Source organism: Thermovenabulum gondwanense (assembly GCF_001601575.1).
GTDB classification, from domain to species: Bacteria; Bacillota; Thermosediminibacteria; order Thermosediminibacterales; family Thermosediminibacteraceae; genus Thermovenabulum; species Thermovenabulum gondwanense.
The window spans coordinates 1-13011 of sequence record NZ_LOHZ01000043.1 but is presented as its reverse complement, the minus strand read 5'-3'; the positions used below and the strand labels follow the sequence as shown (position 1 = coordinate 13011).

13 protein-coding genes are annotated in these 13011 nt (G+C 39.5%); 1 reads left to right on the top strand and 12 read right to left on the bottom strand.

The features are described from left to right. Positions 1-10: 10 nt before the first annotated feature. The 6 genes from ATZ99_RS10345 to ATZ99_RS10320 form a co-directional block, all read right to left on the bottom strand. Complete coding sequence (locus ATZ99_RS10345; protein ID WP_187694846.1) at positions 11-469, bottom strand: DUF1850 domain-containing protein; 459 nt, start codon at positions 467-469, stop codon at positions 11-13. Between the two features lie 61 nt (positions 470-530). After that, positions 531-1538, bottom strand: coding sequence for a TAXI family TRAP transporter solute-binding subunit (locus ATZ99_RS10340; protein WP_068749159.1), 1008 nt, complete (start codon positions 1536-1538; stop codon positions 531-533). A gap of 125 nt (positions 1539-1663) precedes the next feature. Beyond that, the gene (locus ATZ99_RS10335) at positions 1664-2395 is read right to left on the bottom strand and encodes a LytR/AlgR family response regulator transcription factor (RefSeq protein ID WP_068749158.1); all 732 of its coding nucleotides are present in this window, start codon (positions 2393-2395) and stop codon (positions 1664-1666) included. Then, positions 2376-4082, bottom strand: coding sequence for a sensor histidine kinase (locus ATZ99_RS10330; protein WP_068749157.1), 1707 nt, complete (start codon positions 4080-4082; stop codon positions 2376-2378). The genes ATZ99_RS10335 and ATZ99_RS10330 overlap by 20 nt, the downstream gene beginning before the upstream one ends. 80 nt (positions 4083-4162) lie before the next feature. Beyond that, entirely contained in the window at positions 4163-4972 is an 810-nt protein-coding gene (locus tag ATZ99_RS10325) for an undecaprenyl-diphosphate phosphatase (protein ID WP_068749156.1), read from the bottom strand. Positions 4973-4976: 4 nt separating this feature from the next. Further along, positions 4977-5615, bottom strand: a complete 639-nt coding sequence (locus ATZ99_RS10320; protein WP_068749155.1) for a phosphoribosyltransferase — start codon at positions 5613-5615, stop codon at positions 4977-4979. A gap of 99 nt (positions 5616-5714) precedes the next feature. Between ATZ99_RS10320 and ndk the strand changes: the two genes are divergently transcribed. Beyond that, complete coding sequence (gene ndk, locus ATZ99_RS10315) at positions 5715-6125, top strand: nucleoside-diphosphate kinase (protein ID WP_068749154.1); 411 nt, start codon at positions 5715-5717, stop codon at positions 6123-6125. A gap of 3 nt (positions 6126-6128) precedes the next feature. Here the strand turns inward: ndk and ATZ99_RS10310 are convergent, their stop codons facing one another. From ATZ99_RS10310 to ATZ99_RS10285, 6 genes are read right to left on the bottom strand one after another with little or no spacing between them, the layout of a single operon-like run. Beyond that, the gene (locus tag ATZ99_RS10310) at positions 6129-7163 is read right to left on the bottom strand and encodes a nicotinate phosphoribosyltransferase (RefSeq protein ID WP_068749153.1); all 1035 of its coding nucleotides are present in this window, start codon (positions 7161-7163) and stop codon (positions 6129-6131) included. Positions 7164-7180: 17 nt separating this feature from the next. Further along, positions 7181-7738 carry a lytic transglycosylase domain-containing protein gene (locus tag ATZ99_RS10305; protein WP_068749152.1) on the bottom strand — a complete coding sequence of 186 codons (558 nt, stop codon included), beginning with the start codon at positions 7736-7738 and terminating at the stop codon, positions 7181-7183. Continuing rightward, on the bottom strand, positions 7722-8327 hold the full coding sequence (gene coaE / locus ATZ99_RS10300) for a dephospho-CoA kinase (protein WP_068749151.1): 606 nt from the start codon (positions 8325-8327) through the stop codon (positions 7722-7724). The genes ATZ99_RS10305 and coaE overlap by 17 nt, the downstream gene beginning before the upstream one ends. An 18-nt stretch (positions 8328-8345) precedes the next feature. Further along, complete coding sequence (polA, locus tag ATZ99_RS10295; RefSeq protein ID WP_068749150.1) at positions 8346-10979, bottom strand: DNA polymerase I; 2634 nt, start codon at positions 10977-10979, stop codon at positions 8346-8348. Between the two features lie 12 nt (positions 10980-10991). Further along, positions 10992-12008, bottom strand: a complete 1017-nt coding sequence (locus tag ATZ99_RS10290; RefSeq protein ID WP_068749149.1) for an SPL family radical SAM protein — start codon at positions 12006-12008, stop codon at positions 10992-10994. After that, positions 11977-12810 carry a 5'-methylthioadenosine/S-adenosylhomocysteine nucleosidase family protein gene (locus ATZ99_RS10285; RefSeq protein WP_068749148.1) on the bottom strand — a complete coding sequence of 278 codons (834 nt, stop codon included), beginning with the start codon at positions 12808-12810 and terminating at the stop codon, positions 11977-11979. The genes ATZ99_RS10290 and ATZ99_RS10285 overlap by 32 nt, the downstream gene beginning before the upstream one ends. Positions 12811-13011: the final 201 nt, after the last annotated feature.

Below are 13011 nucleotides of genomic sequence, written 5' to 3'. Positions count from 1 at the left end.
CTCCAAAAAATTAGTTAAAGAGTTTTTTTGCTCTAATTCTAATTCCGGTATTATCTCCAAAAATACTGACTAAGTTAATCTTTTTACCGCCCATCCTCAGATAATGAGGAGAAATTTTCGATAGTTTTATATCCAGAAATTCAAATTCTTTATCTATTTTATCGTAAACTATGAAACCGTCTTTTATTTTTACCTTCCATCCGTCCTCTATATTCGAAGGCACCCCCGGGCCAATAGAAGCCACTTTCATTGTTTTCAGCACTAATTTATCTTCATTAATTCCAAAAATATTTTCCCAGGGTTGTTTTTCACTGGAATGTATAAAAATAATTGAAAAAGTATCACTAAAATAAGGTATTCTTATAGTTTTTTCATTAGATGAAATAATAATTAAATATAGCCTGTTTGAGATAAAAAACATAATTAAAAGTACCAATGAAAATATTAAAACCCATGCTTTTTTTTTCATTTTATGCATTTAGATAGAGAGCAGTTAAATAACTTTAACTGCTCTCTTTACCTCCTGTTTTTTATTTGATTAAACCCTTTTCTTTGTAGAATTTCTCTACTCCAGGATGCAAAGGTATTACCATATGTTCGGTAGCTCTTTCCAAGGTTACATCCTTTAAAGCTGAATGGGACTGTTTTACCGTTTCCCAGTTGTCAAACATTGTTTTTACGAGATTGTATGCCAAATCCTCGGACATATCCTTGCTAACAACAAGATAGTTCTTCAAAGCAACGGTCTTGACAGGTGCGTCCACGCCTTTGTAGGTTCCTGCAGGAATTTCCGCTTCAAAGTATATGGGGTATTCCTGCTTTAATTTTTCAATAATTTCAGGTGCAATTGGAACAATCTTTATATCCTTTGTAGTAGCAAGTTCTGTTATGGCCGCAACGGGAAGTCCGCCCGTAATAAATCCTGCATCGATGTTGCCGTTTGCTAACTGTTCGCAGGTCTCCGCATAGCTTAAATAATCTGCTTTTGCCAGATCATTGTAGGTCATACCGGCGGCCTTTAATATGCCGCGGGCGTTGAATTCGGTTCCGCTGCCGGGTGCACCCACTCCCACCCTTTTACCTTTTAAATCGTATACACTGTTAATTTTACTGTCTTTTTTGGTTATAAGCTGCACGTAATTGTCGTGCAAGGAAGCAAAACCCAAAACGTTTGCCAGCGGTTCCTTGAACATTTCCTGCCCTTTATTGGCAAGGTATGCCACATCGCTCATAGTAAAAGCTATCTGGGCTTTATTTTCATTTATCATCCTCAGGTTTACCACAGAAGCAGCGGTAGAAGAGTTTGTAACATTAATACCGGAAATCTTCTCATTCCATAAGGAAGCTAAAGCGCTGGCGATAACGTGGTATGGACCGCCCGCTCCTCCGGAAGCAAAGGTAATCTCCGCTTTTTGCGCAGGATTGGAATTCGTAGAATTGCTCTTTTCACCTGAATCCTGCTTTGCTCCACAGCCGCCGAGAGAAAAAACAATAAGCGAAATTACCAATAAAAGCGGTAAAACTTTTTTTAAGTTCAAAATAATGACCCCCTTTTTTGAATATTTCCCTCTCATTTAATATCAAAAAAGGAGGTCTTTCGTAAACAATATTTAAATGAATGTGTCATTTCATTAAATGAACAGTATGAAAATTGAAATGAAAATTATATGTTCAAAATCGATTTCAGTTCATTGGCTTTATTTTTTGATACGGGTATTTCTATACCTTCGCAGCCGCTCAATTTTATTAAATAGGTGTTATTAAACCAGGGGATTATTTCTCTTATTTTTTTTAGATTTATAATGTAGCTTTTATGAACCCTGAAAAAGCAGTTGTTCTTTAACCTTTCTTCAATATCTTTCAAAGAGTATAAGGATTTGTAAATACCATTTGCGGTCTTAATAATGGAATTTCTCCCCTCGGCTTCGATGTAAATAATCTCATCGATGTCGATAAAAATCAATTTTGAATCCGATTTTACCGGGAGTTTTTTTACCTCCTCAAATTTTTTTCCAAGCCCTGCCGTTTCAACTTCATTATTTCTTTTAATTTTTTCTATTGTCTTTTTTAGCCTTTCTTCGCTGAAGGGTTTTAAAACATAATCCAAAGCATTCAATTCAAAGGCCTTCACTGCATATTCATCATAGGCGGTAGTGAAAATAATTTTTATACCTTCATCAAGGGATAATAAACTTTTTGCTATTTCCAGTCCGTTTAAATCATTTAATTTTATGTCGAGAAACACAACGTCGGGGTTCAGTTTTTTTACGATATTTAAAGCCTTTTGCCCGGAATTAATAATTCCTATGACCTTGATATTTTTATCCACCTTTTTTAAAAGGTATTTCAGCTCTATCGCAGAATACTCTTCATCTTCAACTATTAAGGCCTTCAACCGCATCACCCCTTACCCGTATTATCACCGAGGTACCCCTTTGTTTTTTACTGTAAATATTAAACTGAATACTGCTCCCGTAGAAATATTTAAACCTCTTGTAAACTGATTCTAATCCAAAACTGCTTTTCGGGAAATTATGAGAATTTAAATTTTTTAAAAGTTCTTCTTCAATTCCTACGCCGTCATCTTTAACGCAGATCAAAAATCCTTTACGAATCCCCTTTATAATTACCGCCACATGCCCCCCTTCCTCCTTAGGAAGGATTCCGTGCTGGATGGCGTTTTCCACTAAGGGCTGCAGGGTAAGCGGCGGTATTTTGAAATTCACGTTCTCATCCTTTGTAAAAGTTATCTTAAGCTTGTTTTTAAATCTTTCTTTTTCCAATGCCACATAAGATTTTACGTGCTCCAATTCCTCATCTATATCAATCAGTGCATCCTTCTTGTTTAAATTCTTTCTGTAGAAATTGGAAAGATGGCTGATGAGTTTTCTTGCTTTAAAGGGGTTCAGGCGGCACAGGACAGAGATGGTATTCAAGCAGTTAAATAAAAAATGCGGATTTATCTGGTTTTGCAGTACCTTAATTTGAGTCAAAGCGAGAATTTTGTTCTGTTCTTCAATCATACTAAGCTCTAATTGAGTTGAAAATAACTGTGCAAGCCCGAGGCCCAGCTCCACATCCGTTTCGCTTATGGAATTTTCTGCACACCTATATAACTTCAAAGTCCCGATGACGTTGTCCTTTATTTTTAAAGGAAGCACAATTGCGGACTGAAGTTTACAATCGGGAAACTTACAGTCTATTTCCGCCTTACTCTTGCTTACTACATAAATGCCCTCCTGAATTGCCTTTTTTGTAAGGTTTGTCAACAGCGGTCCCCCGGAAGCATGATGGTCCGAGCCCACTCCGAGATGGCAAAGTACTTCCTTTTCGTCGGTAATGGCTATAGCGTCAAAATCCGTCACATTGAAAATAATTTCTCCCGCTTTTTTTGCCGTTTCCCTGCTTAAACCCTTCCTTAGAATTGGCAGGGTTTGATTTGCTATATTAAGACAAAGCTTTGCTTGATAAGCCTGTAGTTTCTCCTTTTCTGTAAAAATGGATTCGATAATCGCTATAAATATAGCAAGACCTACGGCATTCACAACGGTCATGGGAATCCATATGACTTTAACCACCGCTACGGCTTTGGCAAAAGGTCTGGAAAAAATGAGCACCATTATTTTCCTCAGGGATTCACAAATTACCCCCAGGACTATCCCGTAAATCCATTTATTGCGTCTTTCCTTGGCAATATAATAGGAATATCCGGAAATCATTCCTTCTATAATTGTGGAAATGCTGCAGGCTTTCAAGGTAAAGTCCGCAGTCCCTATGGACAGCCTGTGAATAACCGATATTACTGCAGCTCCTAATCCCACCACCGGGCCGCCGTACAGCCCTCCCGACGCTACCCCAATAATTCGGGTATTTACCAGGGAGCCTTCATAATTTATACTGAAATAATTCCCCAACATGCCGATAATGCCAAATATTGTTATAAGCAATAGGTTTCCTTTAAAAGATTTTTCGTTCTGGGTAATAAGTTTTGTAAAGGTTTTTGATTTGGATAAAAGATAAATTATTATAATAAAAAGACCTAATTTGTTCAGCAGATTGTATATTAAACTGAATATTATCATTTATTACCACCTTTTTCTTTTTTCAAAAAAAACCCTCTATAATAGCCTAATTTCTACCATAGAGGGTGTTATTTATTTTTTTACTTTAGATAACCGCTCAAAACCAGAAAAAGTATTAAAATCCCAAATACTATCCTGTAATAAGCAAAGGGTTTAAGAGAGCGGTTAGACACGTATGAAAGGAATTTATCTATAGCTATTAGAGCAACAATAAAGGATACTATAAATCCCGCCCCGAGCGCCTGCCATTCTAATACACCCATGGCGCCTATCCCTTTCAGCAGTGAAAATAAAGATGCAGCAATCATCGTGGGTATTGCCAGGAAAAAGGAAAACTCCGCCGCACCTTTTAATGAAAATCCCGCTGCAAGGCCGCCCATGATGGTAGATGCGGAACGGGACATGCCCGGAAAAAGGGCAAGGCATTGAGCTATCCCTATTAAAAGCGACTGCCCGAAACCGGCTTTTTCTATCTCATTTAACCCGTACCTCCCGAAAGCATTCTCCGTAAGTATCATAAGGACTCCACCAACTACCAGTGCGATAGCTACGGTAAAGGAGGAAAAAAGATAGGTCTCGATGTAATCGTTTAAAAACACCCCCAGCAGTGCAGAAGGGATAAAAGCTATAAAAATATTAGACCACAGGCGAAAACCGCTCCTGCCCGGGGCCAAGTTCAAAAGGGAATTATAAATTTTTTTCCGGTAATAAAAAATTACTGCTAAAATCGCCCCTAACTGTATTACTATTTCAAAGGTGATGTTAAATCTCGAACCTTTGAAACCCAAAAAATCCCCGGCGATAATAAGATGGCCTGTGGAAGATACGGGTAAAAACTCCGTCAACCCTTCCACAATACCCATTATTATTGCTTTAATTATCAGCGGCATGTCCTTACCTCTTTTCCGTATTTTTTAAAATATTTATTACTTCTTCATCCTCCACCTGAGAAAAATCTTCATAAAACTGGCCTACTGCATAAAAGGGTTCTTCAGAATAAATATAATAAAGTTCATGACAAATCCCTTTAAATTCCTTCACGGAATCGGGAGCAATTACCGGAACGGCTATTATTATTTTCTCTGCTTTTAATTTTTTCAAAAATTCTACCGCAGCCTTTACCGTAAAACCCGTGGCTATACCGTCATCCACCAAAATTACTTTTTTGCCTTCTAAGGAATCGTAATACTCCTGCCCACGAAACTTAATCAAATTTTCCTTTATCTTTTCCAGTTTCAGTTTTGCTTCATTTTCCAGATAAGGCCTCTTTATGCCATATCTGTTTACTGCTTCTTCGTAAACAAAAAGCGTTCCATCGGGAGCCACAGCACCCACCGCAAATTCCTCATTGAAGGGAGCTCCTATTTTCTTGGTGACAACCACATCAAGGGGAAGAGAAAGCTCCTCTGCCAGTACGCCACCTACTACTACCCCGCCCCGGGGAATAGCAAAAATAACAGCCTTTTCGTCCTTTTTATAATGGGAAAGCAGTTTTGCCAGTCTTTTCCCTGCGTCAATTCTGTCCTTCAGCACTTATGTTCCCTTCTTCCTTGATAAATTGTAAAATCTTTTATAAAATAATTTTTATACATTATTTCACTAAATTGTATCCAAAAGAAGGAGGAATATTTTATGGAAAAGACCTTCGTAATGTTAAAGCCCGATGCGGTAAAGCGAGGCCTCGTGGGAAGCATAATTAAAAGGTATGAACAAAAAGGCTTAAAAATCCTCGCTTTGAAAATGCTTCAGGTGACCGAAGACCTGGCTGAAAAACACTATGAAGAGCACCGGGATAAACCCTTTTACCGGGAGCTCGTAAACTTTATCACCTCGGGCCCAGTAGTAGCGATGATCTTAGAAGGGCCCAATGCAATAAAGCTGGTCCGGCTTTTAAACGGTGCTACTAAGGCTGAAGATGCCCTTCCGGGTACCATAAGGGGTGATTATGCCCTTACCACTCAGGAAAACTTAGTCCATGCATCGGACAGCAGCGAAAGTGCCCGAAGGGAAATTGCCCTGTGGTTTCCGGAACTTTCTTTTTAAGATTTATTTCACCCTTTTAAGTTTTGGGTTATCGATTAATCCCGGAATCCTTCCTCTTTTTGCAACGGGCACTCCGTCCACCATCTTAATATCCATGGTCATGTCAATTGGTGAGGCACCGGAGATATAGCTTCCCACTCCGAAGGCGTCGGCTCCGGCTTCCGAAAGCTCCCTTATCTTATCGGGAGTTAGACCTCCAGAAACGAAAATCTTTACATTTTTGTATCCCTTCTGGTTTAATCTATGCCTCACTTCATTTACCAGCTCTTTTGTTACGCCTCCCCTTTCGCTGGGGGTATCCAACCTAACCCCTTCCAGCGCACCTTTGAGAGCCTCGGCGACGTTCAAAGCCTCCTCGGCTTCGTCCTTGAAGGTATCCACCAGGATTATCCTCGGTGAATCAGGGGGCATGATCTCGTCATAGGCTTTTGCTACAGTTACCGTATCCCCGGCGATAAGAATCGCAGCATGAGGAATGGTTCCCGATGGCTGTCTTCCGAGTATCTTCGCAGCAAGAATGCAACTGGCATTGCTGGCGCCTCCCACGATCGCAGCCCTTTCCATAACCGGAGCCACCGCGGGATGAACGTGCCGCGCACCAAAACAGATAAACATCTTATCCTTCGCCGCTTCCCTGCATTCCCTTGCCGCCGTGGCCCAGCCGCTGGACTGGGCGAGGATCCCAAGAAGCGCCGTTTCATATATGCCGAATTCCTCATAAGGCCCAATTATCCTCAATATTGTCTCCTTTGGATTAAAGGTTTCCCCTTCCGGAATAGCGTAAATTTCAATATTTTTATCTTTTAAAAGGTTTAATACCTCCTCGAGTCCGCATAAAATACCGCTTTTTCTTGCAAAAACTTCGGCAACCACCCTTTTACCTGCCACCCCTAAGTGTCGCAAAATTTCCATTGTCTTAATAAAATAAATATCGGTAGTGGCGCCGCATTTTATTTCTTCATGGGTTGCCGAATAAAAGAGCCTTTCTTTTTTTATTTCAAAGTCCTTTACATCCTTCAAAGATTTTATTTCTTTCATATCATGACCTCCAAAATTTATTTTAATCTGTACAATTTTCTGTACCAATAGTACGCTTTCTTTACCTTCATTACAAAAAATTTTGTCTCCACAAAGGGTATTTCCTCTTCTTTTTTATTTTTTACATCAAACAATCCCCTATCCACCCATTCCCTTACATTGCCCCTCCCTCCGTTGTAAGCCGCTAAAGCTAAGGTAAGATCCCCTTTAAATTCCCTCAAAAGGTCGGATAAATACCAGGTTCCGATCATAATATTGGTCTTCGGGTCCATCAGGTCAATTTTTTCTTCCCTGATACCCATTTTTCCCGCAGCCCATACCGCTGTGGAAGGCATTATCTGCATAAGCCCAATTGCACCTTTATTAGATATGGAAGAAGGATTGAAATTACTTTCTATTTTTATTACCGAAGCAACAAGGTAAGGGTCTAAACCGTACTCCTTCGAATATTTCACTATATAATCCTCGTACTTTAACGGGTAAATGGTCTTCAAAAACCAGTTAAGGTTAAAAAAAAGCGCAACGATTAAAGCGATTACCAGTAAAGTAAATACCTTATTAATTTTTTGATTCAACTAATTCCCTCCAATAATCCTCTACCTGTTTTAGAAGTTGCGAAAAATCCCCCGAATTATTAATTATTCTGGTGGCATATTTTACCTTTTCTTCCTGGGGCATCTGAGCCCTTATCCTGTCCTTAGCCTCCTTTTCCTCCAAAAAGCTATCCCTCTTTAATAGTCTTTCTAACTGAGTTTTTTCATCAATGGTGACCAGCCATACCTCATCCACCATTTTATAAAGCCCAAGCTCTATCAAAAGGGCCGCATCTATCACCACAACATTTTCATTCCTGTTGGCGGCTTCCTCCAATCTCCTTTTTATTTCCTCTATTATCTTAGGATGGGTTATTTTATTTAACAGGGCCAGCTTTTCTTTGTCTGCAAAAACTATTCTACCCAATTTTTTTCGCCGCAGGCTCCCGTCCTCGTTTAAGATTTCCTGCCCGAAATGCTTCACTATCTCAAGATAAGCCGGTTTTCCCGGTTCAACGAGGGCCTTTGATATCTCATCGGCATCTATTATATATGCCCCTTTTTCGCGCAAAATCCCGGAAACGGTGCTTTTACCGCTGGCAATTCCCCCGGTCAAACCAATGACCTTCAAAGCCCTCTCCCCCTTTTTTTATTTTAGCTCCTCCCAGGTATAACCTTCCTTTACATCCACAATGAGAGGAACCTTTAGCTCCACCACCTTTTCCATATGGTATTTCACCAAATTTTTTACTGCATCCAGCTCCTCCAAAGGTACATCAAAAATCAATTCATCGTGTATTTGAAGCAACAGTTTGGTTTTATAACCCCTTCTTTTCAATTCCCTGTAAATCTTAACCATAGCGAGTTTTATTATATCCGCAGCGGTCCCCTGAATGGGAGAATTCACCGCAGCCCTTTCGGCAAAAGACCTTAGATTGAAGTTCCTGCTCGTTATTTCCGGAAGGTAGCGCCTCCTGTTAAAAAGGGTGGTTACGTATCCGGAAACCCTCGCCTTTTTAACCGTATTTTCAATAAATTCCTTAACCTTTGGATATCTCTTAAAATAATTTTCTATATACTCCTTTGCCTCTTTTGTGGGGATGTTAAGGTTCTGAGCAAGGCCAAAATCGCTGATCCCGTAAATAATACCGAAGTTTACCGCTTTTGCCCTGTTTCTCATCTCGGGGGTGACCTTTTCTATCGGAATTCCAAACACCTCGCTGGCCGTCCGAGCGTGTATATCCTCTCCTTTGACAAAGGATTCTATCAGTTTTTCATCCCCGGACATATGAGCAAGGATCCTGAGTTCAATCTGGGAATAATCGGCGGACAATAAAAGATGATCGGGGCCATCGGCAACAAATACCCCTCTTATTTTCCTGCCGATATCGGTTTTTACAGGAATGTTCTGGAGATTGGGCTCAGTGCTGGAAATCCTTCCGGTAGCAGTAATCGTTTGGTTGAAGGAGGTGTGAATTCGCGATGTAACCTTGTCTACCAGGTTCAAAAGCCCATCCGCGTAAGTGGATTTCATCTTCATCAAAAACCGGTATTCCAGAAGTTTTTCAATTATCGGGTGTGCGCCTTTTAACTTTTCCAGAACTTCTGCATCGGTGGAATAACCCGTCTTTTTCTTCTTTACGGTGGGAAGCTGCAGTTTTTCAAAAAGCACTTCTCCCAGCTGTTTAGTAGAGTTTATATTGAAAGAGGTACCGGCAAGTTTATAAATTCCCCCGGTCAATTCCATAAGCCTCTCTCCGAATTCCGCAGAGAGCTTTTTCAATTTTTCCCGGTCCACCTTAAAGCCGGTCATTTCCATATCAGCCAGTATATGGCAGATAGGAAGCTCTATGAAGTACAACAGGCCTTCCATTCCATCATTTTTTATCCTCTCTTCAAGAACCCCTTCTAAGGGTATCAAGGTAAAGCACTTTTCTTCATCAGGCTTATCCTTCAGTTCCACTCCTAAGTATTCGTAGGCAACGGTCTCCAAATCGTACCTATTTCGAGAAGAGTTTAAAAGATATGCGGCGATCATCGTGTCAAACTCATAGGAAAAATCGATTCCATTCCTTGCAAAAAACTGTATTAACCCCTTTCCATCGTGGGCAATCTTTTTTATACCGTTCATGAGAAATAGCTCTCGCAATAAATTCTTTATATCCTCTTCTTGAAGGAAAGAATTTCCCAGGGAAAAAACCTTTCTCCCTTCGGAAAAAAGCACCCTTTCGGGAGTTAAAAACAAGGAGAGAACCCCGGCGCTTTTTGCATCTTCTTTCAATCGGTATAAGTCCTCTATGTCTTTTATCCCATAGGCTATTTCATCCCGCTGTTCATTTCCTTCTTCTTTGTAGACCTCTTCTATTTGTAAAACCTTCTCTGCCTGTTTCCTTTCCCCGGAGACGTCGGCAGATTCCGCCAATCTTTTTATCAGTGTGTTAAATTCCAGTTCCCTGAAAAGATTTATAAGTTTTTCCCTGTCCGGCACCTTTATTTTTAACTCGTTGAAATCTAAATTTAACGGAATATCTCGAATAATTGTAGCCAAACGCTTTGACTTTAGAGCCTGCTCCTTATAGGCTAACAGGTTATCCTTCAACTTTCCCTTAACCCGTTCATCTCCCTGGGCCGAAAGCGCATTATAAAGATTTTCCAGATTTTGATATTCTTTCAGAAGCTTAATGGCTGTCTTTTCACCCACACCGGGCACTCCCGGGATATTATCCGACGCATCTCCCATAAGACCTTTCATATCGGGCAAAAATTGCGGGCTGAATTCGTATTTGTTTACAAACTTTTCCGGGTCATATACTTCCATTTCCGTAATGCCCTTCTTAGTAAGCATAACATGGGTTTTTTCGCTTAATAATTGAAGGGCGTCCTTATCACCGGTAACTATCAAAGTAAAAAGTCCTTCCTCTTCAGCTTTTTTTGAAAGAGTCCCCAGCACGTCATCCGCTTCAAAACCCTCTATTTCCAGGAATTTTATGTTCATGGCCGATAAAATTTCTTTTAAAATAGAAAACTGTCCTAAAAGCTCCTCCGGCGCTTTTGCTCTTGTCGCCTTATACTCTTCAAATTCTAAATGTCTAAAGGTGGGAGCCTTTTTATCAAAAGCCACTGCTATAAAATCCGGCTTTTCCTCTTTTAACAGCCTAAAAAGCATGTTGGTAAACCCGTACACGGCATTGGTGGGAACCCCTTTTGAAGTCGTAAGGGTCGGAATGGCGTAATACGCCCGGTGCATCAAGCTGTTTCCATCTATTAAAAGAAGTTTACCCATAAAATCCCTTCCCTATAAATAAAAAATTTTTTCCTGCGGTAAAAACTTTGATAACTCGCGTACTGCAATGTTAACCATTTTTTCTTTTATACTTTTTTCTACGGAAAACACCTTTTTTCCTTCTTCGTAATAAAAATAAAAGATTTCGTCATAGATTCCACAAGACCTTATATTTTTCATATATTCCTTCGGTATGCGGAATACCCCGATACCTGCATCCATTACCTTAGATTTATCTATATTATCAAAGATGTACTCTATAAGTTTATAAAATTCCTCCTCAAACCCTTTGTAATATATTAACGGGTCAAAGCAAAGCCTTACCCTGAAACCCAGCTCTTGCGCCTTTTTCATCGCCATTACCCTTTTTTCTATACCGGGTGCATTTTTTTCATAAGTTTCGGCAATAAAAGGAGTGGATATTGTCCAGGAAAGTACGGCATTTTCCGCCGGCAATACATCCTTTATAGCGTCAATGTTTGCGCTTTTTGTCCTTACTTCTATAATTAAACCCTTTTTTCCCCGGCAAAAATCTATAAAACGCCGGGAATACGGCACGATTCGTTCCATAGCTAAAAGATCCGTCTCATAAGAGCATGCTATATATAGATTTTTCTTCTCCGCCCACAGTTTTTCGATTTCCTCCAAATAATCTTGAATATTAACGAATATCACTAAATTTGAAGAAGGATACATGCCCTTTAAAAAGCAGTAGCTGCAGTTGTAGGGGCAATTTAATATGGGCGATGTGTAGTAAAAATTACTAAAACCGAAATCATGACACACTTCCGGTGCTTTAAAGAGAAATTCGCCTTTTTTTACCGCAAGGATGAGTTTGACTGCTTTTTTTTGAAGGTTAAAGCTCTGCCGGGGTCTTGTAAAGACCTCCCTGTAATCACCTATTAAAACTTTATTAGAATTTAAAAACTTGGACGTTATTTCCCGGGTAATAGGATACTCTAAGGCTTTTTCTTCTATATATAAATGAGAAAACGGGCTAAACCGAAAGCCGCTTTTTAATGAGCTCAAAGTAGTATTTCACTTCCCTCTTGGAATCTGGTTTTATATTTAAGAATTCTTTTAAAAAACCAAGATCCTTATCCTTTTTAACAATTTTATAGGCCAATGCTAAATTGTAGAGCCTCCGCTCCATTGTAAAGGTTAATTTTAAATTTTGGGCTATCTTTTTTAATATTTCCTCATCCTCATAGGATAGAGGATTTTTAATTATTTCATTGGCTTCCACCAAAGCCTTTATGTAATAATCTATATCTTGAAGGTTATCCCGGATTATCCCGTAAATTTCTTCTTTATTAATACTCAGGTCATCCAGAAAATCGTAAACCACCTTTATTAACTGGATGTTATGAACATATAAAAAAGAAGAAGCCGCTTCAAAAAAGCCCGCCCCTTCCATATCCACCAGATCGCCCTTATAAAAGACCTTCTCCTTTCCCCTGACGGGACGGGGATATGTAAGCAATGTCCCTTCTTTAAAAGGATGCTTCACCAGAATATCCGGGTAGAAACACCTTTCGGAAAAAGTGTTGACTACCTTATTGCAGAGAACGGCCTCCCCTTTTCGGTAATCAGGATTCACCGCCCCGGCTATCCCTATATTAAGAGCTATATCGGTTTTTTGCGCTGAATAACGGGTCAAAAGGTGTGAAACCGCAGCGGAGGTAATTACCGTTCCCATGCCGGTAATAATTAAAATTATATTTTCACCCTCGTATATATCGAATTTTGACGCATAATGATTTTTTTTCAAACCGTAAAAATCTATAACAGGTTTTGCTTCGGCGTAAAACGCACAGCAAATAAATACCATCTTTTACAGTTTCCCCTTTTTTATAATTTATAATATCACAAACGAAGTAGGAGGGCAATTACCTCCTACTCCGCGATCGCGTCAAGTATTTTTAGGTTTTTTAAAAACTCACCATCTTCCCATTAGATGAAGGTAAAAAATTTTTTATATGAATTGTTGTAACATAAAATATTTCCATATATTACCATATAATGGTTGTAA

What these genes read in the sequence shown, in the direction of transcription:
- ndk (WP_068749154.1), top strand. Translation starts at nt 5,715, where the DNA reads ATGGAAAAGACCTTCGTAATGTTAAAGCCCGATGCGGTAAAGCGAGGC.
- ATZ99_RS10325 (WP_068749156.1), bottom strand. Translation starts at nt 4,972, where the DNA reads ATGCCGCTGATAATTAAAGCAATAATAATGGGTATTGTGGAAGGGTTG.
- polA (WP_068749150.1), bottom strand. Translation starts at nt 10,979, where the DNA reads ATGGGTAAACTTCTTTTAATAGATGGAAACAGCTTGATGCACCGGGCG.
- ATZ99_RS10310 (WP_068749153.1), bottom strand. Translation starts at nt 7,163, where the DNA reads ATGAAAGAAATAAAATCTTTGAAGGATGTAAAGGACTTTGAAATAAAA.
- ATZ99_RS10285 (WP_068749148.1), bottom strand. Translation starts at nt 12,810, where the DNA reads ATGGTATTTATTTGCTGTGCGTTTTACGCCGAAGCAAAACCTGTTATA.
- ATZ99_RS10330 (WP_068749157.1), bottom strand. Translation starts at nt 4,082, where the DNA reads ATGATAATATTCAGTTTAATATACAATCTGCTGAACAAATTAGGTCTT.
- ATZ99_RS10345 (WP_187694846.1), bottom strand. Translation starts at nt 469, where the DNA reads ATGAAAAAAAAAGCATGGGTTTTAATATTTTCATTGGTACTTTTAATT.